The organism is Enterococcus sp. 12C11_DIV0727 (assembly GCF_002148425.2).
GTDB lineage: Bacteria > Bacillota > Bacilli > Lactobacillales > Enterococcaceae > Enterococcus_L > Enterococcus_L lemimoniae.
The window spans coordinates 503,008-527,835 of the sequence record NZ_CP147248.1 but is presented as its reverse complement, the minus strand read 5'-3'; the positions used below and the strand labels follow the sequence as shown (position 1 = coordinate 527,835).

Genomic DNA, 24,828 nt, shown 5'->3' with positions numbered 1-24,828 from the left:
CAAACATGTTGTAATGTTGTATAGTATAGGAGACTTTAAAAATAGTAAAGTAGGAGTTATTTTATTTATGAAAATTATTAATATTAGTCCGCGAGGCTATTGTTATGGGGTTGTTGATGCAATGGTCATCGCTAGAAATGCCTCGCTTGATGAAAATTTGCCTCGCCCGATTTATATCTTAGGGATGATCGTTCATAATAAACATGTGACTGACGCCTTTGAAAGCATCGGGATCCGCACTTTAGATGGAGCTAGTCGTAAAGATATTTTAGCACAAGTTGATCAAGGAACGGTTATCTTTACAGCTCACGGAACTTCACCAAAAGTCAAACGATTAGCGGTTGAAAAAGGCTTGACCGTGATTGATGCAACTTGTCCTGATGTGACGATCACCCATGAGTTGATTGAAACAAAGGTTACAGAAGGCTATGAAATCATTTATATTGGTAAAAAAAATCATCCTGAACCTGAAGGCGCTTTGGGTGTATCGCCAGAACATGTTCATTTAGTCGCTAATCAAGCAGATATTGCTGATTTAGACTTACACTCTGATAAAATTTTTGTCACCAACCAAACAACCATGAGCCAATGGGATGTTAGCGATTTGATGGAATTGATTCAAAAAAAATATCGTAATGTGCTTATTCATAAAGATATTTGTAAAGCAACTCAAGTTCGCCAAGAAGCCGTTGTTGAGCAAGCACAAGGTTGTGACTTAACGCTCGTTGTTGGTGATCCTAAAAGTAATAACAGCAATCGTTTAGCTCAAGTTTCCATTGAACAGGCTGGTGTTCCTGCCCACCGCATATCTGATGTATCACAAATCGATCCTAAATGGTTATATGATGTGGAGCAAGTAGCCGTGACGGCAGGTGCTTCTACTCCAACACAAATTGTCCGCGAAGTTCTTGACTATTTAAAACAGTTTGATGTAAATAATTCTTTAACACATTCAATGGAGTCAACTACAACTTCGGAGTCGATTCTACCTCGCCCGAGAATCAAAGATCTAACTAAAAATCGTCAACGTCGTTTAGAAGAATTGCGATCTGGAAAACGATAAAAATAAAGCTATCAACAATTCGTCATCCAGATGACGAATTGTTGATAGCTTTTCTTAGGCAACTTGTAACACTTGTCCTACAGTGATCAATTCAGCTGTAATACCATTTGAAGCCATCAATTGATCCACTGAAACTCCGTATTTTTCAGCGATTCCCCAAAGAGTGTCACCAGAGGCTACTGTGTATGTTTGCCCAGCAACTGTAGCACTACTCTGTCCAATTGCTGTTTGATCGCTACTTGCTTGGTTTTCATAACCTGTAGTGGCTACGGTACTACCACTATCGTACGCTGTTAAACCGTAGGCAGAAATCAACCAGTTCAATTTACTTGCATAGTTAGGATCCGTTGCATAGCGACCAGCTAAAGCCGCTGTTGCATCCATATAACTCGTTGTATTACTTTTCCATACACCAGAGTAATGATAGTTACCACTTGAAGCTATCGTTGTTTTAAGCACGTTAGCATGGTCTTGAAACGACTCAGTATAGGATGGATAACTTCTAAATGGTTCGGTTACAGTGACCCATTCACCATTCAAATATTCAGCTGTAGGCATATAAACTGTTTGTCCGCCATAGCTTCCTTTGACACCGAATAAATTATAGTTTGGAGCCGCGGCTAAACCTGAAGTTCCATAACTACTCTCTAATAATGCTTGAGCAATCATGACAGAGGCATATAAATCATTTGCATCCGCTACTGAAGCAGCTGAGTATCCAATAGAATCAATAAATGCTTGTTGTGAAACTGCTCCTTGAGTTTCAACTTCTGTTGCTTGAACACCCAATGGTAACAGATTCCCTGCGACAGGAAGAAATACTAATGAAGTCCCAATCACAGAAACCATTCTTTTATGATTATTCTTCTGTGTTTTTTGTTGGTGTCTACTACTTCTTGTTTTGATCTCGTCCATTCATTTGTTCCTCCTCAATAGAACATCGTAACATCATTTTACTCGTGGAATTTTTTATAAACAATTATTTACTCCTGAAATTTGAAGTTTTAAAGTGAGCGTAATCTAGCTGAAATTTTTGTTTTATAATTTCAGGTGCAATTGTTTTGTTCAGTTTACATAGTGTCTGTTTTTCGACTGGATTTTCCGGCAAGAATCCTTTATTTTTCTATTTATTAACTTTTTTCTAATAAATAGAAAACTATTGCAAATATTACACAAATATTACATTCTCTCTTCTATTTAGTTTTTTACAAATCATACAATCTATTTACCCAACAAAAAAAGCAAAAGTCCAGCTGATTAGGACTTTTGCTTTTTCACTAACTAAATACTTGCTATTTATAACTCATTATATTTTGTTACGACATTTTCAACTGTAAAGCCAAATTCTTTTAAGACTAAATCGCCAGGAGCAGAAGCGCCAAAGTGATTGATCGTCACAGTTGTACCGGCTGTACCAACATAACGTTCCCACCCAAATGGTGAAGCCGCTTCGATTGCCACACGCTTAGTCACAGCTTTAGGTAAAACAGATTCTTTATATTCTGCTGTTTGCTTTTCAAATAAATCGAAACTTGGCATTGAAACGACTGAAACATCTTGACCTTGTTCTGCCAATGCTTTTTGAGTTTCAATGGCTAAGTTCACTTCTGAACCAGTTGCAATTAGGATTCCTTCTGGTTTGTCCCCTTTTTGCTTAGAAATCACATATGCACCTTTTTGAACTAGCTCTCCAGCATGTTCTTTAGTTCCTTCAATAACTGGTAAGTTTTGGCGACTTAAAACTAAAACAGTCGGAGCATCTTTAGTCGTCATAGCTATTTTCCATGCAGCAACTGTTTCGTTTCCATCAGCTGGACGAATTACTTGAACACCAGGCATGCAACGAATACTTGCTAATTGCTCAACAGGTTCATGCGTTGGGCCATCTTCCCCTACCGCTACAGAATCATGCGTCAGTACATAAGTTACAGGAGTATTTTGAATCGCTGCTAAACGAACCGCAGGACGTAAATAATCAGTAAAGACAAAGAATGTTCCACCATATACACGGCTACCACCATGTAATTGAATTCCGTTCATCGCTGCAGCCATGGCAAACTCACGAACGCCAAACCAAATATTGCGGCCTTCATATTGACCTGGTTCAAAATCTTTTTCTGCTGCAACCATTGTATTGTTTGATGCAGATAAATCAGCGGAACCGCCCCAAAAACCTGGAACAGCTTTAGAGATTGCTTGAATTGTTTCTTTACTTGTTACGCGACTTGCAGCACTTGACCCTACCTCATAAGTTGGTAATTCGTTATCCCAATTTTCAGGAAGTTCATCCGCAAAAGCTTGTTTGAATTGTTTTGCTAATTCAGGATGTGCTTTTGTATAGTTTGCAAACATGTCATTCCAGTTAGTTTCAGCTTTGCCGCCTTTTTCTATCATTGTTTCTTTAAAACGAGCAGCAACTTCTTCCGGAACAGTAAAATCAGGATATTCCCAACCATAAACAGCTTTAGCCGCAGTAATACCATCTGCTCCGATTGGGGCACCATGAACAGAAGATGTGCCTTCTTTTGGAGCACCATAACCAATAACTGTTTTGACTTCGATCAAGGTTGGTTTATCTGATTCAGCTTTAGCTGTTTCAATTGCTTTAGAAATTTCTTCTAAATCATTACCATCTTTCACTAAAATATGTTGCCAACCGTATGCTTCATAACGAGCTCCAACATTTTCTGTGAAGGCTTTTGAAGTTGGCCCATCTAAAGAAATATCATTTGAATCGTATAATACGATCAGTTTGCCCAATTTCATGTGCCCAGCCATCGAGCTCGCTTCTTGAGAAACACCTTCCATCAAATCGCCATCGCCGCATAAAGCATACGTATAGTGATCGATCACAGGGAAACTATCGCGATTATATGTCGCAGCAGTGTGCGCTTCAGCCATCGCCATTCCAACTGCCATTGCAATCCCTTGACCTAAAGGACCAGTAGTCGCTTCAACACCATCTGTATGATGGACTTCAGGATGCCCTGGAGTTTTACTACCCCATTGACGGAAACTCTTCAAATCATCCATTGTTACACTGTATCCTGCTAAATGAAGTAAGCTATAAAGCATTGCAGAACCATGACCTGCAGAAAGAATGAAGCGGTCTCTATCTACCCAATTTCTAGCAGTTTTTGGGTTAACTTTCAAATGTTTTGTCCAAAGTGCATATGCCATAGGTGCAGCACCCATTGGTAAGCCAGGATGGCCTGAGTTTGCTTTTTGTACCGCTTCAATACTCAATGTACGAATCGTGTTGACGCCTAACTGATCAGTGTTGTCAAACAAAAAAATCATCTCCTATTTAGGTTTTTTTTACCTTTATTAACTATAGTTTAGCGTATTTCGTTTATGAAAGCAATTACTTTTAGTAAAAAAAACTGAAATTATTTTCTATTATGCAGGCCTTTTGCCTTTTGGATCTCTTTTAACTTCTCTGGTGTAACGTCGTTTCCTTTAGGATCAACGACTTTCATGCCTTCGATATGGTGACGCATACCGCCGCGGAAAGCAGCTAGATATTCTTGACGAAGAACTTTTTGTTCTTCTTTTTCTTTTTCAGTCAACTCATTTTCTTTTGCTTTTTTGGCAAGTTCGTTGATACGGTTCATTTTTTCTGATGATAACATGCTTTTGCCTCCTTTACTTTCCATGTCTATCTTATAAGATGAGCGCCAAAAATACAACTATATTCTTAATAAAAAAGGAAAACAAAAACTATTAGATACAGAAATTAGTATTGAAAAACCTACTTACTTTTTAGTAAAAATAACCTAAATCCATGTTTATCATAAACACGAACGCTTGTTTGATTCCTGTACAAAACTATGGTACACTAAAAATATAAATTGAAAGAAGGTGCGGATTGTGGTGAAACGTACAGACACAAGACAAATCGAAGTACTAAAATATATATATGAACAAGTTGAACTTAAAGGCTACCCTCCAACTGTAAGAGAGATTGGAAAAGCAGTTGACCTTTCCTCGACATCCACTGTCCATGGCCATTTAGCCCGTTTAGAGAAAAAAGGGATGATCCTGCGTGATCCTACAAAGCCAAGAGCCATTGAGTTAACAGCGGACGGTCTAGAAAGAATTGGGGTCAAACCTACTGTGATCCCTATGCTTGGTGTTGTTACAGCTGGTGAACCTATTTTAGCAGTTGAAGAAGCATCTGACTTCTTCCCGCTTCCACCTGATCTAAGAACAGAAGAAAATGCTTTATTCATGCTGACGATTCGAGGAGAAAGTATGATCAATGCTGGGATATTAGATGGTGATCAAGTCATTGTCCGCAAACAAAGTACTGCCTCAAACGGTGATATCGTTATCGCTATGACTGATGAAGATGAAGCAACCTGTAAACGTTTCTTTAAAGAAACGGATCATGTTCGTCTTCAGCCAGAAAATGATGCTTTGGATCCAATTATTTTAAATAATGTCAGTATCTTAGGTAAAGTTGTTGGTTTATATCGCAATCATATTTAGAAACAAAGAGGTTGGGACAAAAGCGGCTAATTCTGAAAAATAAGAAAGATCGCTGCTACCTACCGTTTATTCGGATAATAATAGCCTGATACATAACGTGAAGAGTTATGTATCAGGCTATTTGTTTCTTTTATATAAGTAGCATAAATAATTTTACTCTGCAGTCACTTTACGCTGATAGGTCTCAAATTGGTAAGCATAACGATTATTTTCATCTTGCTCCCCTTCACTTAAGTTGATCAATGTCCAATCATCCCAAGCAACAGCAGGAAATTTGGTATCACCTTCAAATGAATGATCAATAACAGTGCGATACAACACATCACAATAAGGTAAAAAATCCTCATATACCGCTGAACCACCTGAAATAAACGTAATTCCAGCAAAAGATCTTGCGTATTCGAGCACCTCTCCCACAGTATGAAATACAGTGACTCCTTCTGCTTGGTATCCTTTATCTCTGGTTAAAACAATTGTTTGACGATTTGGTAACGGGCGGCTACCCATTCCCTCAAAAGTCTTTCTACCCATCACAATAGTGTTATCTTCCGTCATTTGTTTAAAAAACTTCAGATCATTTGGCAAATGCCAAGGTAAGCGATTTTTCTTTCCAATCGTTCCTTGTTCATCTTGTGCCCATATGGCTGCTAACATCGGGGAACTCCTTTCAAATTAAACGGCAATTGGCGCCTTGATTGCAGGATGCGGTTCATATCCTTCAATGACAATATCTTCCATTTCAAAATCAAATACCGATTTTTTTTCTTGATTTAATTTTAATGTCGGGAAAGCTCGAACTTCTCGAACCAGTTGTTCATTCATTTGCTCGATGTGGTTAGTATACAAGTGAGCATCGCCAATCGTATGAACAAAATCGCCTACTTCTAAACCTGTTTCATGCGCAATCAAATGAGTCAACAAAGCATAACTAGCAATGTTGAAGGGTACACCTAGAAAAACATCCCCGCTACGTTGATATAATTGACAACTTAATTTTCCATCATTTACATAAAATTGAAACATCGTATGACATGGCGGTAACGCCATCGAAGGAACATCTTCTGGATTCCAAGCCGAGACGATCAAGCGTCTTGAATCTGGTGTTTTTTTGATCATCGTAATAACATTTTTTAATTGATCGATAAATCCACCCTCTTTGGTCTCCCAATGGCGCCATTGCGCACCATAAATGTTGCCTAATTCACCATGTTTGGCAGCAAATACCTCATCCGATAAAATCGCCTCACAGAATTTTTTATGTTCTATTTCGTAATTTTGCTTAAATACTTCGTCTGTTAGGACACGATGACCAAAATCAGTCATATCTGGACCCTTGTAATCATCACTTTTTACATAACGTTCAAATGCCCATTCATCCCAAATATGATTGTTATGTTGTAAGAGGTAACGAATATTGGTGTCACCATTCAAAAACCATAAAAGTTCGCTTTTGATCAAGCCGAAAGGCACTCGTTTAGTCGTTAATAAGGGAAATCCCTCAGATAAATCAAAACGCATTTGATGCCCAAAAATACTCCGCGTCCCTGTTCCAGTCCGGTCTTCTTTTAGATGACCTTCCTCTAAAATTTTACGGCCTAATGCTAAGTATGCTTCTTCCATAGTTTGTGCCTCCTAGTTTTCTGCAAATTCACTCAAATATTCCCAGCGTTCCATCTTTTCATCCAGCTCTTCTTCCACTCTTGCCAATTCTGTTTGAAGCTGTTGTAGTTTCGTAAAGTCATCACCTTGATGATTCATCTCTTCTGTAATTTTAGCTGATTGCTCTTCAAGATGTGCTATATCTGTTTCAATTGTTTCCCATTCTCTTTGTTCCATGTAAGTTAACTTTGTTTTTGCTTTCTTTTCAACTTCGCTAGTCGGTCTTACTTCTGCCTTCGTTACTTTTTTCGCTGGCTCTTTACTTACCGCTAAATAGTCGCTCATCGATCCAAAATAAGTCGTGATGTGACCTTCTCCTTGAAAAACCAGTAGTTTATCCATTGTTTTATCAAGAAAATAACGGTCATGAGAAACAGCGATCACAGCACCTTTAAATGTTTGAATATAATCCTCTAAAAGAGTTAAGGTATCAATATCTAAATCATTTGTCGGCTCGTCCAATAATAACACATTTGGTTGACCAATCAAAAGTTTTAATAAATACAGCCGACGTTTTTCACCACCAGATAGTTTCCCAATAACTGTTCCATGCATGAAACGAGGAAATAAAAACCGTTCCAATAATTCAGCCACACCGATGGTTGTTCCATCGCCCCGTTGCACTTGTTCCGCCGCTTCTTGTAAATAAGAAATCATGCGTTGGTTAGGGTCCATCGCTTCATTTTGTTGCGTATAGTAAGCCAAGTTAACTGTTTCACCAATTGAATAGAATCCACCGTCTAACTCTAGACGACCAGCAAGGATATTTAATAATGTTGATTTGCCAGCACCATTTTTTCCAGTAATCCCAATCCGATCTTTTGCTTGAATAAGCAAATCAAATTCTTTTAAAATTGTTTTATGTTCGATTTGATAGTCACCATTTTGAATTTCTAAGACTTTTTTACCTAATCTCTGGGTTGCAATATCCATTTCTAGCTGACCTTTTTGATTGACTTGATGGAGATTTTCTTTTAGGTCATGGAAACGATCTTGCCGCGCTTGTTGTTTGGTTCCTCGAGCTTTAACACCGGCTCGCATCCATTCCAGTTCTTGTTTGTAGAGTTGTTTTCTTTTTTCTTCTTGTTCAACACCAACTCGTTCACGTTCAGCCTTAGCAATGATATACGCCTCGTAATTCCCCTTGTATTCGTATAGTTTTCCAAAAGAAAGTTCGAAGATTCGATTTGTGACCCGATCTAAAAAGTAACGATCGTGAGTCACCATCAAAATAGCTCCGCGGTAACCGTTCAAAAAGCTTTCTAGCCAATTGATCGCTTCATAATCCAGATGGTTGGTTGGTTCATCCAATAATAGTAAATCAGGTGATTCAATCAATACTTGAGCAAGACTGACACGTTTCTTTTGTCCACCAGATAACTCACCTATTTTTTTGTGCAAGGTTTCAATCCCTAGTTTTTGTAAAATAATTTTAGCATCTGTATCTGCTGTCCACGCATCTTCTTTATTCATGCGTTCTTCTGCTTGAGCATATTGTTTTTGAACGGTAGGATCTAGTCCGTCTTCCGCTAATGCAAGTAGCGCCAACTCATAGTTTTTAACTGCTTGAATAATTGGCGTTTCTCCTTGGAACACGGCTTCTACAACGGATAGCTCTGGATCAAACTCTTTATCTTGAGAAAGATAGCCGACTTGATAGTCATTTGGCTGTTGGATCGCCTGACCATCACCATCTCCACCAGCCTTACCCGCAAGAATATTCAACAAACTAGTTTTTCCAGTGCCATTTGTCCCGATCAAGCCAATCCGGTCTTTATCATGAATATGGAAAGAAATGTGATCAAATAATGTTTTCTCTCCATATGTTTTCGTTAATTCAGTTACTTTTAACTCATTCATCTGCTCACGCCCTTTTCATCCTGCTTATTGTATCAAAAAAATGTAAAAAAAAGAAGCTAGTTTTCTTAGTCTGCTTCTTTTTTTAATTCTCTTGTCAGTTTCCTTAGTGGAACAGCACTTGAAATATCGTTGATCGAATAGGATTCTAGCAAATTGACATTTTTCCGATATTCATTTGCTTCAAGAGAAGATATTTTTCCAGAGATCTCATATTCATCGATCACTTTTCGTTCTTCCTGATAGCCAATCAATAGTTCTTTTACATAGTTAGATTGAGAGCGAACAATAAAAGAATCAATAAAAGTCCCATCTTCTAGCCTATGCGCCAATTGTAGCCGTCCTTCAATAAAGAAACGAATGATTTCCTCATCGTAAACACCATTTAGATTATCCAAACTCTTCAAAATAACTTCTGTATTTTGTAAAAAGACTTGGCGAACATTTTCTAGTTCTTCTTTTTGAAATTCTCGTCTATTTTCTTCATCTTTCTTAGCGAATAAATGCTTTGGATGAATAAAAAACGCAATAATTTGGCGAACAAACAGTAACCAAAAACCGATAATCGATAGTAACTGCCTGGCAATTGATCGTTCCATTCTTGATATCAAACGTTCATATAACCGATAACCTTCGATTCCGATTTCTTTTTGGCGAAAGCTCTCCTCCAAACCATCTCGTTCAATCGAAACAATCAATGCACGTAACTCCTGTACTTCTTGTCGTTGATCTGATGGGAGTTGCTCTGTATACAGTTCTTTTACGCGATCTTGATAATTTTCAATCACAACATTCATTTCAACATGTGGATCTTCTTGATTTATCTTTTTAAGTTTTTCGATAACCTCTTGCAACAGCATTATGCCTTGCATGTTTGTATTTTCAATCTCATCTGAGTCAGTTAAAAATGGTAAAACAAGAATCCCTCCAACTAACGTGACTAAAATCACACAAGCCGTGATAAATAAGAGTAACGATCGTTCAGGAAAATCTTGTCCATTTAAAGTCAAAGGCAAAATAAAAATAGTCGCCAAACTAACCGTTCCTTTGACACCACCAAACGTTAAAATCAGCATTTCATTCATCGAATGCCAAACGTTCTTCAAACCATTTTTTACACTATAAATCACAAAAATGGAGAAAAATCGAGCAACAAACAACGTAACACTTAAAATCAAAATAACCAACATCAAAAAGCTGTTAGAATATGTTTCACTATTCCAAATCGGCGAAAAGACTTGAGATAATTCAATTCCTAAAAATAGAAAAACAAGGGCATTTAGCATAAACGTAATTGTGCCCCAAGTACTTTCAGAGACGCTAGAAAGCTCTGCTTCAAACAAAGAGACCTTTTTAAAACTCGCTGCTTGCATAACGCCTGCTACAACAGCTGCGATGATTCCAGAAACATGAAATAATTCAGCTACCATATAGGCTAAAAAAGGCAACAATAGTTCTAGCAGTAAATAACCTGTAACATCTCTTGCCGAAGCTTTTTCTAAAATCATAACAACTTGACGTTTGATCATCACTAAGACAGCACCTACAAAAGCGCCTCCAATACTGGAGACAACTAAAGTAATTCCTGCATCGGCAGCTGAAAAACTCCCAGTCAATAAAGCGGCTAACGCAAATTGGAATGCTGTAACGCCAGAAGCATCATTGATTAGGCCTTCACCTTCTAAAATATGCATCGCTTTAGGCGGAATCTGAATTTTTCCAGATAAAGAACCTACAGCAACTGCATCTGTAGGTCCTAATGCTGCACCTAATGCAAAACAAGCGGCAATCGGTAAAGCCGGTATTACCATATGCAAGGCCCAGCCTACGCTCACAAGCGTAATCAAAACACCAATGAAAGCCAAAAATAAAATGACACTAAAGTTTTTCATAGTAGCCGCAGTATCGTTTCGTTCACCTTCTCGGAACAATAATGGCGCAATGATCATCACTAAAAATATTTCTGGTTCAAATACAATTTCTCGACCAATAGAGGTAACGCCGATCAAAACCCCTACAATTATTTGTACGATCGGTAATGGAATAATCGGTACGATTCGATTAAAGACATTTGAAAATGTGATCGCAAAAGCAAATACAATAATTAAATAAACAAACTCCATCTCGTATCCCCCTTATTCATTACTGATTGAGTTGTTTCCCTAAATACCGTAATAATTTTTCTTTTTTACAGGTAATTTTCTTTTCTATTAATCCAAGCTCTTTTTCCTTATCACATAGTTCTAATTGTGCACGACGAGCTTCTAAACGGAGCAACTCAGATTTAATCAATTCTATTTTTTTATAGTTCAAAAAATTTCTCTTTTTTATATGCCGTTCCCACTCTGCTTTTTTCTCTGGTGGCAACTCTTTATATTTTTCACGTAATTCAGCAATTCGTTGCTCTATTTCTTTATTCACAACAATACTTCCTTTCAGAATTTCTCTGCACATTATAGCAAATTGTTTAAGAAATACCTACTAAAATTGACTATTATTTTAGAAAAACTTTATGAATGTAATTTCTGACTCTCAAAATGAAATCAAAAGAGAAAGTAACTATCTAAATTCTCCTTTAAGTGGTTGATTACTACTTGTCTTCTTCAACTAAAATACTGATTTCAGCCTCTTCATTCAAACGACCAGAAAGAAACGCCAATAGATCTTCTAATGGAATTGAAAATTTCATCATAGGGCCACGACGACCATTTTTAAAATAATTCAAACGAATTTCATTTTCCTTAAGCAATAACGCCATTTTTTCTACATCTCGATACATCACACCATTTTTATCAAACGGTCCTAAAATGAGTCGATCATCAGAAAGACCTTTTGCATCTAGTAAAAAACTCAAAACAAGTAACATTGCTAAGAAACTACGCAGTCTTTGATCGAGCGATTGTTCAATAAATAACGTACTAATAAGGATAAATAGACTTACCCCAATCACTAATCCATAGATAAGTTTTCTTTTGACACTCTTGATCAAAATACTTTTTCTAACCAAGATTAAATAAACATACATGATCACAACAAAAACTGTGAGTAATACTGTAAAAAAATCTATACCCAAAATACGCTCCTCTTAAAAATAGAATTTCAACTTTTATTTAACTCTGTTAGTTGTTGATTGATTTTTTTTATTTTATCTTTACAAGCTAATATATCACGAATCATTTGATCGCGCTTAACGCCAAGCGGCAAACGATTAACTACTTGATAATATGCAGCGAGCAGTTGAACTTGTTTCATTTTTTCTTTCTGTAAACGTTCTTCTGTTAGATTCATCCACTCGCCCTCCTTTTCTTTAAGTATACCTTACTTTTAAAGAAAAATGACTATTGAATTGTTATTTTTTATTGATTATAGTAAAAAGAATTCTCTTTATATTATTGTAGCATACTATTTCTTTTTAGTTGAAGTATACGTTTAGTAACACATTGATAGTTGATGGTTAACCTCAAAAAAACTTTTTAAAAATCGAAATAAGGATGAAGCAAAACTAAAGATTAGTTTTGCTTCATCCTTATTTTAGCATAATTTATTTATTGCGCTGAAATACAAAGTGCAATAGCTTTCTCACCTAAATGAGTCCCAATAACAGGGTTAAAATGACCAATTTCAATAATTGCATTTGGATACTTAACTTGAAGTTTTGCTTTTTCTTCTTCAGCAACTGCCAAGTTGTTGGCATGAATCACATATAATTTAACGGGTCGGCCAATTTCTTTGTCCCGTTTGCCGATAATTGCCTCTGCACGAGCAAAGGCCTTTTTAGTTGAACGGATTTTTTCAAATAAGACAATTTTACCATCTTCAAAAGTCAAAATCGGCTTGATTTTTAATAAACCGGCAATCAGAGCTGCTCCATTCGTTAAACGACCACCACGTACCAAATTGTTCAAATCTTCAACAATTAAATAAGCGTACGTGTTATCACGAATGATGTCTAGCTTAGCAAAAATATCTTCTAGACTAGCATTTTCTTTGATCAAATCTAAAGCAGCTTCTACCATATGCCCCATTGGCACACTTGTAATTTTAGAGTCATAAGGATAAAGTGTAACACCATTGATTGAATCTGTTAGTGAAAATAAGGTATTCACAAAACCTGAAATCCCAGAAGAAAGATGAATACTGATAATCGTATCATATCCCTTAGCGGCAATTTCTTTGTAGAGTTCAATCACTTCGCCTAATGCAGGTTGAGAAGTTGTTGGAAACTCGTTACTATTATTTAATAGCTCATAATATTCATCAGCTTCGATATCGACACCTTCGTTATATATCTTACCATCTAAAATAACTGGAATGGGAATAATAAACAGATTAGGAGAGTTCTTAATTCGCTCGGGTAAATAGGCTGTACTATCTGTCACAACAGCAATTTTCATTTTGTAACCTCGTTTCACTAATTTTGCACGTTAGTATAAATATAGCATAAATCAGTTAATATTTAAATAAAATCCTTATTGCCCAAGAAATTCTTGAACCGCCTTTTGATTCGTTTCTAAATCAATTTGAAGAATACTCCCAGCATAGTAGTTTTCATCGTTACTCCATGAACCTTCTACTGGAACCGCTAGGCGTTCAATCCCACTTCCACCTTTTAGCATCAAAGAAGGACCGTTTTTCAACATAAACGTTGTTGGGATGTCTGTAGACATATAACCAACTAAACGTCCTAAAGATTCAGGTGTGCGAAGTAATGCTAAAGGATTTTTTAATTGACCCATAACCGCTGACATCACTTGTTGCTGACGGCGAACACGACCAAAATCGCCTTCCTCATCTTTTCTAAAACGAGAATATTGTAGAAGTGTATGCCCGTCCATACTTTGCTGCCCTTTGGCGATATCAACACCATCTAAATTCAAGTCTTTTTCAGCATCGATTTTAACTCCACTTGGGAACATCGAATCAACAATTTTTTCAAAGGATTGAAAATCAACTTTCGCATAATATCTACATTGAATATTGAAATTTTCCGCTAATGTTTGGCGAACTAAATCCGCACCGCCTAGAGCATAAGAAGCGTTGATTTTATTTGCATCATAGCCTGGAATATCAACGAATATATCTCGCATAAATGAAATCAATTTGGGCTTTTTAGATGGTCCGTCTAATTGTAGTACCATTATAGTATCCGCACGTCCAGCATCTTCTCCTCTTGTATCACTACCCAAAATCAAAATATTGTTGGCGCCATTTGCACTTTTCACACCATTAAACGTTTCAAGTGCTTCTTTAGGTAAAGATGCATCATTTTCTGCATATGATTTGCCTTTAAAAAAGAACCCAACAGCTAAAACAATTAGCAAGACAAAGAATAATGCAATTCTTTTAGGCCAGCTAAATCTTCTCTTTTTTCTGATTTTTTTTGGTTTTTTTTCTTTTTTGGGTATCTGTTTTGAAGGACCATTTGAATAGTCTTGCCCCAAATACTGTTCCTGATGCTCTGTTGGCTCTTGGTCAGGAAATGTTTCTGGTCCTCGATAATAGCTTTGTCTAGGTTCTTCAGAATGATTTTTTTCTTTTCTAGGATTAAAGGAATTTTTCTCTTCTATTGGTTTTGCTTTATCATGTATATGTTTATAACGATCCACGCGACTCATTATTTCCACCTCACTATCAATTAACAACAGTTATAAGCATACCTTATTTTAATAGAAATTCCTATTAGTTAGTTGAAATTTAACAAAAAATAAAAAGACCTTTTCAGATCTTTATACCCCGTTGATTGGATGAATCGCATAATTTCCGAATATTTTTACAGTTCCACCCATTAAACGTATTTCTTCTAAAGCGTTATCCAATAATAATTGTGGTTTTTGAACGTTGATATCAATTAAAAAGAAATATTCTCCCAATGTTGTTTTTAATGGACGTGACTCGATTTTGCTCAAGTCAATATCTCGCCAGCTAAATGCTGATAATGCTTTTTGCAGTGCACCTGGCATATTATTTGGCATCGTCAAAGCTATTGTCAGCTTCTGTTGCTCTGATTGAATTGGTAACTCAATTTTTTCGGCGCCTAAAACCCAAAATCGTGTTTGATTGATTTCTACATCCTGAATATCTTTCCCAACAATCTCAAGATCATACGTTTCAGCAGACAATTTAGGTGCAATTGCTGCGATTTTTTGGTCTGGATGACTTGCAACAAAATTTGCTGCATAAGCAGTGGATGGTGTTGCCTCAAGCTCAGCCAGTGGAAAATAAGTACGAATAAATTCTTGTGATTGCGCTAAAGCTTGCGGATGTGACATGATTTTCGTTGTTTCAAGCCACCGCTCTTGATTCTTTTTAGATACCATCAATTGTTGATAGATCGGCAGTACGATTTCGGCTCCGACCGGAATGGTCGTCTGATGAAATAGATAGTCTACTGTGGTATTAACCGAGCCCTCAATCGTATTTTCAATCGGCACGACGCCTAGATCGACCTCTCCAAATTCAACCCCCTTAATGCAAGCGGGAATCGAATGATACGAAACCAATTCTTCATTAGGAAAAGCTGTTCTAGTTGCATTATGAGTAAAAGAAGCTTCTGGACCTAAATAACCAACTTTCATTGACTCACCTACCTATATATTTTCTAAAATTTCATGAACAATCTCTTCAGGTGTTCGATCGTCTGTCGCAACAACTAAGCTAGCACTCTCTTCATAAAAAGGGATACGTGGTTCAAAAACCTGTCTAATTTCCTCTGGGGATTTTGACACAACCAAAGGTCTAACAGTGGTATGATCGTGTTTTAAACGCGGAATAAACACTTCTGGCTTTGTTTGTAAATAGATAACAGGTGCCATTTGTTTCAACAGTTCTCGATTCTCTGGTCTCATGACAATGCCGCCACCGGTTGATACAACTTGATTATGATCAAGATAACGTTTTAAGACATTCGTTTCTCGTTCTCTAAATGCTTCTTCACCGTGTAAATCAAAATATTCTTGAATTGTCATTCCTATTTCTTCAACGATTTTATCATCAAAATCGATGTGTTCCATACCCGTTTTTTCTGAAAGCAGTTTTCCCACAGTGGTTTTTCCTGCTCCCATAAAACCAATTAAAATAATCCCCTTCATCTTCGTTCCTCCGTTTATCGATATAATTTAGTTAAATCATCAAAAAATCTTGGATAAGAAACTGAAATTGCTTCTGCTTTATCTAATTCGACTGTGCCGCTTTCTACTAAAAGAGCCGCAATTTGCAGCATCATACCAATACGATGGTCTCCATAACTAGTTACGTTCGCACCGTATAGCGGTGTTTTACCATGAATGATTAATCCATCCTCAGTTGGCTCGATTTTAGCACCCATTTTATTTAACTCAGTTGCTACTGCATCGATCCGATTCGTTTCTTTTACTTTCAACTCTTCAGCGTCGCGAATAATTGTGGTTCCCTCAGCCTGAGTGGCTAATAAAGCAATGATTGGCAGTTCATCGATTAATCTTGGAATAATTTCTCCACCGATTTCAATTCCGTTAAGAGCACTTGTTTCGACAGTTAAAGTTCCAGCTTTATTGGCTTCACTATTCGCTTCTTGTACTAGTAGCTTTCCGCCCATTTGTTGGATAACATCAATGATTCCCGTACGAGTTGGGTTTAAGCCAACGTTCTTTAACGTGATTTTGCTATCTGGAATGATCAGTCCTGCCGTAAGGAAGAAGGCCGCTGATGAAATATCCCCTGGTACCACAACTTCTTGTCCAACTAATTTTTGCGGTCCACTGATTCTAATTTCTTTCCCTGAAACTGAAATTTCACCGCCAAATTGACGAATCATATCTTCTGTATGATCACGCGTCTTCTCTTTTTCTACAATAACGGATTCACCATGGGCTTGTAAAGCAGCAAATAAAATGGCGGACTTAACTTGAGCACTCGCAACAGGCATTTGATAATAAATAGGGTTTAATTTTTCAGCACCTTTCACTGTCAGTGGCGGAAACTCTGTCCCATCATGCCCTGCACAAACAGCGCCCATTTGATTGATTGGTAGCATCACTCGATTCATAGGCCGTTTAGCAATCGAATGATCACCAAACAATTCCGTAGTGAAAGATGTTCCTGCCAAAATCCCCATGATCAAGCGAATCGTAGTCCCTGAATTTCCAACATCGATTGCTTGCTTCGCAGGTTTCAACCCTGAAAAACCATTACCATGAACGGTTATAACTTCCCCATCATCTTCAATTTTAACACCCAAATCTTGAAAAGCTTTTAAAGTGCTTAAACAATCATCACCACGTAAAAAGTTGCGAATCGTCGTCTTCCCTTCAGCAATAGCACCAAACATAATACTTCTATGAGAAATCGATTTATCACTTGGAATATCAATTACCCCATTCAAACCAATTTTATTAATAACTAAATCCAAAAAATCCCTCCTAAATTTAAAAGTGTAGTGGGCTCGTCCAGCTCTGACAGGAAAATAGAAAAAAATCGATTGTGGTGCTCTTTACCACAGACTATTTTTTTCTTTTTCCAGTCGGAGCTAGCCCACGTAGCTAGATAACACATGGTAGCAACGTGCCTTTCAGTCACCTTGTACCAATCAACATCAACTCAGTTCTTCGTTGTGTTTCTTGGCATATTTTTTGACATGTTTCAAAGCAACTATTGTACAAAATCTCATTTTTCATAGCACAAATATTCTGTCTCTTTTTTAATAGTCACTTTAGCTTTTTCTAGATCATCCTGCCTTTTAAAGGTTAATTGTAAAATGCCGTAAATATCTTCCCGAGTTTCAAGAATTTTCAAATTAATCAATGAAAGGTTTGCTTTACCTAATAAACCTGTAATCTCTGCAATCACACCAGGGACATCCGGTACGTCAACAAATAAATCATAGAAGGCTGGAATTGCGCCTTCTTTATGAACAGGCATTTGATTTCTTGTTTCTTTTGCTTCGTAGAAAAACTGATAAATCGCTTCACTATTTTCATTTTGGATCCAATCGGAAACTTGTTTCATTTCAGTTTGCCATGAACCCATCAGCGCTAATAACGCCTCTTTATTACTTAGCAAAATATCGGTCCACATTTGCGGATCAGACGAAGCAATCCGGGTAATATCGCGAAAACCACCAGCCGCTAATTGTCGTGAGCGGGGATGTTCTTCATTGAAAACCTTACTTTGGTTAACTAGACCCGCTGCAATAATATGTGGTAAGTGACTGAGCATTCCTGTAATTTGATCATGTTCCTTTGCTGTAAGAACCACAAATTTTGCTCGTGTTCCTTGTAAAATGGTTTGTAATTGCTGGACTTGCTTTTGTGTCCCTGCTTCTGAAGTGGTTAAAATATAATACGCATTTTCAAATAAGTTTTCATCTGCTGCCGTCACACCAGATTTATGTGAGCCCGCCATAGGATGTCCACCGATAAACGTTTTTAAGCCAGCTGCTTGAGCTGTTTCAATAATTTCTAATTTCGTACTGCCAACATCTGTTATGATTACCTCTGGTTTTAATGACAAGGTTCCTAATAGTTTTAGTTGCTTCAACATACTCTTAACAGGCGTACATAAAAAAATAATATCTGCTTGTACCGCTGCTGTTTCAATTGTGCTCTCTTTTTGATCAATGATTTTTCGTTTTAACGCAAAGTCTACAGAACTTTCTTGATTATCTATCCCGATGATCATTACAGCTGGATGCTCTTTTTTTATACATAAAGCAATTGAACTGCCGATCAAACCTAATCCAATGATTAAAACCTTTTTATCCATTCCGCTTCACTCTCCATTTTTTAATTTCAATTAAAACGTTTGAGTATAGCAGCGGTAAGAGTCAACTTCTGCTTTCATTTGTTCAAAAGCATCACTACCAAATTTGTCCAACATTGCTTGAGCAACTTCTGTTGCCACAACCGCTTCACAAACAACACTTGCAGCTGGCACAGCTGTACTGTCAGAACGTTCTACGCTTGCTTTGTAAGGCTCTTTTGTATCGATATTGACACTTTGTAAAGGTTTATACAATGTCGGAATCGGCTTCATAACACCTCTAACAACGATTGGCATTCCATTTGTCATACCACCTTCAAAACCGCCTAGATTGTTTGAAGTTCTTGTATACCCGGTTGCTTGATCCCAAACAATTTCATCCATAACTTGGCTACCTGGTTTAAAGCCCATTTCAAAACCGATTCCAAATTCAACCCCTTTAAAAGCATTGATACTGGTAACAGCTTGAGCAATTTTAGCATCTAACTTGCGATCCCATTGGACATAACTGCCTAATCCAATCGGCACACCGCCGACAACAACTTCGACCACTCCACCGATCGTATCGCCGTTTTTCTTAGTTTTATCTATCAGATCACGAATTTCTTGTTCAACCGAAGAATCAAGAACTCGAACGTCGGATTTTTCTGAACGTTCTTGAATTTCTTGAACAGTTAAATTATCTGGAATTTCAGCCTTGATTCCACCCAATATGGCCACATGCCCCGCTACTTCGATATCTAGCTCTTTCAACAATTTCTTAGCAATGGCTCCAATTGCCACACGCATAGTTGTTTCACGTGCTGAGGAACGCTCTAAGACATTTCTAAGATCATCATGTTGGTATTTGATGCCGCCAACCAAATCTGCATGACCAGGACGTGGCTTATTAACACGGCGGATCTTTTTCTCTTTCTCTGTGACTTCTTCGATTGACATAACAGAAGTCCAGTTTTTCCAGTCTTTGTTCTCAACGACCAATGTCACTGGCGAACCTAATGTTTTTCCGTGACGAATACCTGAAGTGATTCTTACCTGATCTTTCTCAATCAACATTCTGCCGCCACGACCATATCCACCTTGTCTTCTTGCTAGCTCTAAATTAATATCCTCAGGTGACAATGGCAACCCTGCTGGCAAGCCTTCGATAATTGCTGTCAATTCTGGTCCGTGTGATTCTCCCGCAGTAATAAAACGCATATGATTTCCTCCTAATTTTAAAAGCTGAAAGAGCTCGTTCAGCTTCGACAAGAAAATAGGCAAAAATGACTGAGGTGATTTTTGCCTCATTCAGTTTTTATCTTTTTCTCGAGAAGCTAGCTCTTGAAGCTAGATAATGCATGGTAACAACGTTCTGCTTTGCTTCACCTTGTACCAATCAACATCAACTCAGTTCCTCGTTGTGTTTCTTGGCATGTTTCAAAGCAAAAGCGTAGCAGGCTCGTTTAGTCTTAACTGAAAAATAGTAAAAATTGAATGTAACACTTTTTATCACATTCGATTTTTACCTTCACCCCGAAAAGCTAACACACATTGCTGGCTAGTCTAAATAACTCTTCATTTCTTCAATTGGAATACGAACAATTTTTGCATTCCCGATCGTTTCTAATAAAATAATATTGATTTTTCCACCGCGCGCTTTTTTATCATGTGTCAACGCACTATACAATTGTTCTTGATCCCACAGCTCTGATGTGATCGGCAAATGGAATTTTTGGATCATTTTATTCAATTGTTCTGTCGTACCGCTCGGCGTTAATTTTTTACTTTCGGCAACTCTGGTGATTTGGCTCATCCCGATTGCAACCCCTTCACCATGAGTTAATTTACCGTAACCAGCTGTATTTTCTAACGCATGACCGATTGTATGCCCAAAATTGAGAAGTAAACGAACACCATTATCTAATTCATCTTCTTCTACCACTTTTCGTTTTATTTTACAGCAATCAGCAATGATCTCTACTGCATGTATAATCAAATCATGCTCATCAGTCAAATCAGCCAGTTTTTGCCATAAGTGCTTATCTGCAATCGCAGCTGATTTAATGATTTCAGCTATCCCTTCTCTCACTCGTCGAACGTCTAATGTGTTCAATGTATCAGGATCGATTAAAACGCCATCTGGTTGAGCAAATGTTCCAACTAAATTTTTGGCTTTAGAAGTATTGACGGCTGTTTTACCGCCAATACTACTATCTACTTGTGCCAACAAGGTTGTTGGAACTTGTAAAAAATGCAATCCACGCATATACGTTGAAGCAACAAACCCTGCTAAATCACCCACAACACCACCACCTAAAGCGATAATCCCATCACTTCGAGTCAATCCTTTATCAGCTAGAAAATCGTAAATTTCAGCAGCGACAGTTAGGCTTTTACTCTGTTCACCTGCATCGATCACAAAAGTTGCAGGCTCAAAGCCAGCTTCTTGTAAATGTTTGGAGACTTCTTCACCATACAAAGGCTGAACATTAGTATCCGTTATGATTACAACTTTTTGCGGTGCCCATAACGCTTTTGCCCAAGGACCGATATTTTTCAACAACCCTTTTTCAATGGTTAAATCATAAGAATGGTTTGGTAAATTTACCGTGAGTTTCATTTTTTCAACTCCTATTTTTTATTAAGAAGAAATACTAACCTTCAGATATGCTTTAATTTCGTTACTTTATTCACCTAGAGCATTGATTTCTTTCATTGCATTTTCCATAATATGAACTTCTTGCATCATACGCATGTAAGTTTTTTCATTTAGTGATTGTGGACCATCAGACCAAGCATTAACTGGATCTGGATGGATTTCAACGATTAATCCATCTGCACCAGCAGCAACTCCTGCTCGTGCCATTGGAGGAACTAGATCCCAAATCCCAACTCCGTGACTAGGGTCAACAATAATCGGAAAATGGCTTAGCTTTTTAATTAGTGGTACAGCACTCAAATCTAACGTATTACGTGTGGCTGTTTCGTAGGTACGAATCCCACGTTCAATGAAAATAACATTGAAGTTACCTTGTGCCGCAATGTACTCCGCAGCATTTAACCACTCATCAATTGTACCAGAAATACCACGTTTTAAGCCAATTGGTTTACCTGTTTTTCCAACTGCTTGTAATAATTTGAAGTTTTGCATATTTCTCGCACCAATTTGCAAAATATCACTGTATTGAGCAATCATATCAATATGCGCTTCATCCATGACTTCTGTAATAACTTTCATGTCAAATTCATCGGCTGCTTGACGAATGTACTTCAAGCCTTCTTCTTCTAATCCTTGAAACGCGTAAGGAGAAGTTCTAGGTTTAAATGCTCCACCACGTAAAATCGTTGCACCACCAGCTTTAGCAATTCTGGCACATTCGCGGATTTGATCTAAACTTTCAATCGAACAAGGACCAGCCATCATGGTCATGCTACCATCACCTATTTTAATCCCGTCAACGTTGACAACTGTATTTTCTGGGTGAAATTCCCGACTTGTTAATTTGTATGTCAGTGAAATTCTTACCGCATTTTCAACACCATCGTAACTATTAAACGCCACATCTTGCATTTTTCTTGTGTCTCCAACCAAACCAATGATCGTCTGTTCTTTCCCTTCACTTAAGTGAACTTCTAGACCTTCTTTTTTCACTCGTTCGATCACCGATTTAATTTGTGCTTTTGTTGCTTCTGATTTCATAATTACGATCATTGTTGTTCTCTCCTTCAGTCAAATTATAAGTTAGTTGTTTTCAATAATTGGTTTTACGATTGCTATGGGCATTTCTTGTCCGGTCCACTTTTCAAAAGCAGCGGCGCCTTGATAAAGCAACATACCTAATCCATTGTTTGTTTTTGCACCACGTAAGCGGGCTTGTTTAAGAAATTCTGTTTCTCTGGGTGTATAAATAACATCGCAGACAGCTAAGTCTGGCCGAATGATCGAATAATCTTGAATCGGTGTTTGACCTTCTAACGGCTTCATTCCCACACCAGTTGCGTTTAGTAATAAGGCACTTTCTGCTACATCTTCAGCCAAAGCGGCTTCATCAGACAAGTCATGTAAGTTAATTGTACAGTTAGTATTTTCAGAAATATACGCTAATTTTTCTTTGATTTTATCGTAGAAATCATCTTTTCGATTATAAACAGTGATTTCCTTAACTCCATCTAAAGCTGCTTGGACAATAATTGCTGTAGCTGCACCACCTGCACCGATGATTGTCATTTTTTTACCAATAAGATCAACTTCAATATCTTGCAAGCTTCTCATAAATCCGGTGCCGTCTGTATTATGACCTGTCAGTTTACCTTGATGATTCGTAATCGTGTTGACAGCGCCGATCAAGCGAGCTGCTTCACTTAGCTCATCCATATACTCTACTGCTAAGATTTTGTTTGGCATCGATAGGTTAGCGCCCATCATATCCAAATTTTTGATTGAATCGATTGCTTGTTTTAATCCCTCTGTTCCCACTTCGAAAGCAAGATATACCGCATCGATTCCTAGTGTTTGAAAAGCTGTATTATGGATCATGGGTGAAACACTGTGACGAATCGGTGTAGCAAATAGTGCAGCCAGTCTCGTGTGGCCTGTGATCTTATTCTCCATGTTATTTCCTCCTCAAAATGTGATTTTCGTCAAATAAAAAAGGTATTCACGTAAATTTTTAGAAAAATCTACAGTGAACACCTCACAAAAATAGGTAATATAAAAGCCACTATAGATTTTATCATCTACGCGGCTGAAAGTCATCTCAAAATCCCTTAGCCATCATAGATACAAACTTGCTAGTCTGCATCCATAATGTTTATGAATACAAACTCATCTAAAATAGCTAAAGTAATAATTATTCAGTTTTAATTGGTTATGCTTCATGGTTGTCATATGAATCACTCCGTAACTGATTTATTTAAGAATTGTTCTCAGTATATACCTACTAAAACTAAGTGTCAACATTTTTTTCTTTTAAATTTAAAATCAAGGGACTTTTTAATTGCACAATCTTCCGTTTCCAAGGCTTACTTCGATTATTTTCAACCTCAATTAATGCTTAAAATGATCTTCCCTTTATTCTTATTACTTTCCATATAGCGATGCGCATTTTCTACATTTTCAAGCTGAAATACAGAATCAATGATCGGCTTTAACTGACCTGCCGCAAATAACTTATTTGTCCTTGCAACAAACTCTTTTGTTAGTTTAGCCTTATAATCATCACTTCTAGGGGTAAGTAACGTGCCTTTGACTGTGATTCTTTTCTGTAATAACGTCATCAGGTTCACGTCTTTAACAATTGTCCCACCTAAAATGCCAATTAGAATCAAGTACCCATCAACAGCGAGACTGGCTAGATTTTTCTCCCAATAAGAAGCTCCGATAAAGTCTAAAATCAAATCAACACCACGACCATCTGTCTCTTCTATGATTTTTTGACTAAACGCTTCTTCTCGATAGTTAATTAAACTATCTGCTCCCAGTGTCCGACATAACGCGAGTTTTTCTGCGGAACTTGCCGTGATAGCGATTTTAGCGGAACTTAATTGTTTGGCTAACTGAATCGCAGCTGTCCCAACTCCACTAGCACCGGCATGAATTAATACGGTTTGAGCAGCAGTCAAATTTCCAAGCCAAAATAGTGTTTGATAAGCCGTAAGAAAAACTTCTGGAATGGCCGCTCCTTCTTCAAAGGTCAACTGATCTAATAATGGCATGGCATTTCCGACATTCATCGCGACATACTCCGCATAACCACCACCATTGACAAGCCCCATCACACGACTGCCACATGGAAAAAGTTCTGTGTCGCTCTCTACTACTATTCCAGAAACTTCTACACCTAAAATCGCATTGCCTTTGGGTAAGTTTCCAGTTTCTTTAGCGACTAAATCCGTCCGGTTGACAGCAGCTGCCGCAACTTTGATCAAAAGCTGGCCTTTTTCTCTAACTGGTATCGTAGTTTCCTTATTTAAGGTTAAAATAGCTTGGTTTTCTTTAAAAGATAGTTCCATTGCTTTCATCCAATACACCTCGCCCAATC

The 24,828-nt window shown here is 37.5% G+C and carries 23 protein-coding genes; 2 read left to right on the top strand and 21 right to left on the bottom strand.

Features of this window, described 5'->3' with window-relative positions; genetic code table 11:
* Positions 1-67 precede the first annotated feature (67 nt).
* The gene (locus A5866_RS02645) at positions 68-1,063 is read left to right on the top strand and encodes a 4-hydroxy-3-methylbut-2-enyl diphosphate reductase (protein WP_086444459.1); all 996 of its coding nucleotides are present in this window, start codon (positions 68-70) and stop codon (positions 1,061-1,063) included.
* Between the two features lie 54 nt (positions 1,064-1,117).
* On the opposite strand, the gene A5866_RS02640 is transcribed toward A5866_RS02645, so the two are convergent.
* The 3 genes from A5866_RS02640 to A5866_RS02630 all read right to left on the bottom strand — a co-directional run bounded on the left by A5866_RS02640 (position 1,118) and on the right by A5866_RS02630 (position 4,695).
* Positions 1,118-1,978: a glucosaminidase domain-containing protein gene (locus tag A5866_RS02640; RefSeq protein ID WP_086279464.1), complete on the bottom strand. Its 861-nt coding sequence runs from the start codon at positions 1,976-1,978 to the stop codon at positions 1,118-1,120.
* A 381-nt stretch (positions 1,979-2,359) separates the two neighbouring features.
* Positions 2,360-4,354 (bottom strand): transketolase, encoded by a 1,995-nt coding sequence (tkt, locus tag A5866_RS02635; protein ID WP_086444460.1) that lies wholly within the window; start codon positions 4,352-4,354, stop codon positions 2,360-2,362.
* A gap of 98 nt (positions 4,355-4,452) precedes the next feature.
* Positions 4,453-4,695: a DUF896 family protein gene (locus A5866_RS02630; protein WP_069654912.1), complete on the bottom strand. Its 243-nt coding sequence runs from the start codon at positions 4,693-4,695 to the stop codon at positions 4,453-4,455.
* Positions 4,696-4,933: 238 nt separating this feature from the next.
* On the opposite strand from A5866_RS02630, the gene lexA reads away from it, so the two are divergent.
* Positions 4,934-5,554 (top strand): transcriptional repressor LexA, encoded by a 621-nt coding sequence (gene lexA, locus A5866_RS02625; protein WP_176271438.1) that lies wholly within the window; start codon positions 4,934-4,936, stop codon positions 5,552-5,554.
* Between the two features lie 153 nt (positions 5,555-5,707).
* On the opposite strand, the gene A5866_RS02620 is transcribed toward lexA, so the two are convergent.
* The 18 genes from A5866_RS02620 to A5866_RS02535 all read right to left on the bottom strand — a co-directional run bounded on the left by A5866_RS02620 (position 5,708) and on the right by A5866_RS02535 (position 24,808).
* Entirely contained in the window at positions 5,708-6,208 is a 501-nt protein-coding gene (locus A5866_RS02620; RefSeq protein WP_086279467.1) for a dihydrofolate reductase, read from the bottom strand.
* 18 nt (positions 6,209-6,226) lie between these two features.
* Positions 6,227-7,174, bottom strand: coding sequence for a thymidylate synthase (locus A5866_RS02615; RefSeq protein ID WP_086279468.1), 948 nt, complete (start codon positions 7,172-7,174; stop codon positions 6,227-6,229).
* 12 nt (positions 7,175-7,186) lie between these two features.
* Complete coding sequence (locus A5866_RS02610; RefSeq protein WP_086444461.1) at positions 7,187-9,073, bottom strand: ABC-F family ATP-binding cassette domain-containing protein; 1,887 nt, start codon at positions 9,071-9,073, stop codon at positions 7,187-7,189.
* A gap of 65 nt (positions 9,074-9,138) precedes the next feature.
* On the bottom strand, positions 9,139-11,193 hold the full coding sequence (locus A5866_RS02605) for a cation:proton antiporter (protein ID WP_086444462.1): 2,055 nt from the start codon (positions 11,191-11,193) through the stop codon (positions 9,139-9,141).
* Positions 11,194-11,212: 19 nt separating this feature from the next.
* Entirely contained in the window at positions 11,213-11,491 is a 279-nt protein-coding gene (locus A5866_RS02600; protein WP_086279471.1) for a hypothetical protein, read from the bottom strand.
* Positions 11,492-11,660: 169 nt separating this feature from the next.
* Positions 11,661-12,143 (bottom strand): hypothetical protein, encoded by a 483-nt coding sequence (locus A5866_RS02595; protein ID WP_086444463.1) that lies wholly within the window; start codon positions 12,141-12,143, stop codon positions 11,661-11,663.
* 26 nt (positions 12,144-12,169) lie between these two features.
* On the bottom strand, positions 12,170-12,358 hold the full coding sequence (locus tag A5866_RS02590) for a hypothetical protein (protein ID WP_086444464.1): 189 nt from the start codon (positions 12,356-12,358) through the stop codon (positions 12,170-12,172).
* A gap of 257 nt (positions 12,359-12,615) precedes the next feature.
* Positions 12,616-13,464, bottom strand: a complete 849-nt coding sequence (locus tag A5866_RS02585) for a DegV family protein (RefSeq protein ID WP_086279474.1) — start codon at positions 13,462-13,464, stop codon at positions 12,616-12,618.
* A gap of 75 nt (positions 13,465-13,539) precedes the next feature.
* Positions 13,540-14,685: an LCP family protein gene (locus A5866_RS02580; RefSeq protein ID WP_086444465.1), complete on the bottom strand. Its 1,146-nt coding sequence runs from the start codon at positions 14,683-14,685 to the stop codon at positions 13,540-13,542.
* A 111-nt stretch (positions 14,686-14,796) separates the two neighbouring features.
* Entirely contained in the window at positions 14,797-15,645 is an 849-nt protein-coding gene (pheA, locus tag A5866_RS02575; RefSeq protein ID WP_086279476.1) for a prephenate dehydratase, read from the bottom strand.
* Between the two features lie 12 nt (positions 15,646-15,657).
* Complete coding sequence (locus A5866_RS02570; protein WP_086279477.1) at positions 15,658-16,158, bottom strand: shikimate kinase; 501 nt, start codon at positions 16,156-16,158, stop codon at positions 15,658-15,660.
* Positions 16,159-16,172: 14 nt separating this feature from the next.
* Complete coding sequence (aroA, locus tag A5866_RS02565) at positions 16,173-17,456, bottom strand: 3-phosphoshikimate 1-carboxyvinyltransferase (protein WP_086444466.1); 1,284 nt, start codon at positions 17,454-17,456, stop codon at positions 16,173-16,175.
* A 254-nt stretch (positions 17,457-17,710) separates the two neighbouring features.
* Positions 17,711-18,808 carry a prephenate dehydrogenase gene (locus A5866_RS02560; protein WP_086444467.1) on the bottom strand — a complete coding sequence of 366 codons (1,098 nt, stop codon included), beginning with the start codon at positions 18,806-18,808 and terminating at the stop codon, positions 17,711-17,713.
* Positions 18,809-18,838: 30 nt separating this feature from the next.
* Positions 18,839-20,005, bottom strand: a complete 1,167-nt coding sequence (gene aroC / locus A5866_RS02555) for a chorismate synthase (protein ID WP_086444468.1) — start codon at positions 20,003-20,005, stop codon at positions 18,839-18,841.
* Positions 20,006-20,345: 340 nt separating this feature from the next.
* Complete coding sequence (gene aroB, locus A5866_RS02550; protein ID WP_086279481.1) at positions 20,346-21,407, bottom strand: 3-dehydroquinate synthase; 1,062 nt, start codon at positions 21,405-21,407, stop codon at positions 20,346-20,348.
* 66 nt (positions 21,408-21,473) lie between these two features.
* Complete coding sequence (aroF, locus tag A5866_RS02545) at positions 21,474-22,499, bottom strand: 3-deoxy-7-phosphoheptulonate synthase (RefSeq protein WP_086279482.1); 1,026 nt, start codon at positions 22,497-22,499, stop codon at positions 21,474-21,476.
* Positions 22,500-22,529: 30 nt separating this feature from the next.
* Entirely contained in the window at positions 22,530-23,399 is an 870-nt protein-coding gene (gene aroE, locus A5866_RS02540; RefSeq protein ID WP_086444469.1) for a shikimate dehydrogenase, read from the bottom strand.
* Positions 23,400-23,830: 431 nt separating this feature from the next.
* A complete protein-coding gene (locus A5866_RS02535; RefSeq protein WP_086444470.1) occupies positions 23,831-24,808 on the bottom strand; it encodes an NAD(P)H-quinone oxidoreductase in 978 nt (325 codons plus the stop codon).
* Between the last annotated feature and the right edge of the window lie 20 nt (positions 24,809-24,828).

Excerpts from the sequence above, each read along its gene's own strand:
- A5866_RS02610 (WP_086444461.1), bottom strand. The coding sequence starts at position 9,073 with ATGAATGAGTTAAAAGTAACTGAATTAACGAAAACATATGGAGAGAAA.
- A5866_RS02605 (WP_086444462.1), bottom strand. The coding sequence starts at position 11,193 with ATGGAGTTTGTTTATTTAATTATTGTATTTGCTTTTGCGATCACATTT.
- aroF (WP_086279482.1), bottom strand. The coding sequence starts at position 22,499 with ATGATCGTAATTATGAAATCAGAAGCAACAAAAGCACAAATTAAATCG.
- A5866_RS02640 (WP_086279464.1), bottom strand. The coding sequence starts at position 1,978 with ATGGACGAGATCAAAACAAGAAGTAGTAGACACCAACAAAAAACACAG.
- A5866_RS02630 (WP_069654912.1), bottom strand. The coding sequence starts at position 4,695 with ATGTTATCATCAGAAAAAATGAACCGTATCAACGAACTTGCCAAAAAA.
- A5866_RS02570 (WP_086279477.1), bottom strand. The coding sequence starts at position 16,158 with ATGAAGGGGATTATTTTAATTGGTTTTATGGGAGCAGGAAAAACCACT.
- A5866_RS02645 (WP_086444459.1), top strand. The coding sequence starts at position 68 with ATGAAAATTATTAATATTAGTCCGCGAGGCTATTGTTATGGGGTTGTT.
- A5866_RS02560 (WP_086444467.1), bottom strand. The coding sequence starts at position 18,808 with ATGGATAAAAAGGTTTTAATCATTGGATTAGGTTTGATCGGCAGTTCA.
- aroC (WP_086444468.1), bottom strand. The coding sequence starts at position 20,005 with ATGCGTTTTATTACTGCGGGAGAATCACACGGACCAGAATTGACAGCA.
- A5866_RS02585 (WP_086279474.1), bottom strand. The coding sequence starts at position 13,464 with ATGAAAATTGCTGTTGTGACAGATAGTACAGCCTATTTACCCGAGCGA.
- aroB (WP_086279481.1), bottom strand. The coding sequence starts at position 21,407 with ATGAAACTCACGGTAAATTTACCAAACCATTCTTATGATTTAACCATT.
- aroE (WP_086444469.1), bottom strand. The coding sequence starts at position 23,399 with ATGGAGAATAAGATCACAGGCCACACGAGACTGGCTGCACTATTTGCT.
- A5866_RS02590 (WP_086444464.1), bottom strand. The coding sequence starts at position 12,358 with ATGAATCTAACAGAAGAACGTTTACAGAAAGAAAAAATGAAACAAGTT.
- A5866_RS02580 (WP_086444465.1), bottom strand. The coding sequence starts at position 14,685 with ATGAGTCGCGTGGATCGTTATAAACATATACATGATAAAGCAAAACCA.
- A5866_RS02535 (WP_086444470.1), bottom strand. The coding sequence starts at position 24,808 with ATGAAAGCAATGGAACTATCTTTTAAAGAAAACCAAGCTATTTTAACC.
- pheA (WP_086279476.1), bottom strand. The coding sequence starts at position 15,645 with ATGAAAGTTGGTTATTTAGGTCCAGAAGCTTCTTTTACTCATAATGCA.
- A5866_RS02615 (WP_086279468.1), bottom strand. The coding sequence starts at position 7,174 with ATGGAAGAAGCATACTTAGCATTAGGCCGTAAAATTTTAGAGGAAGGT.
- A5866_RS02620 (WP_086279467.1), bottom strand. The coding sequence starts at position 6,208 with ATGTTAGCAGCCATATGGGCACAAGATGAACAAGGAACGATTGGAAAG.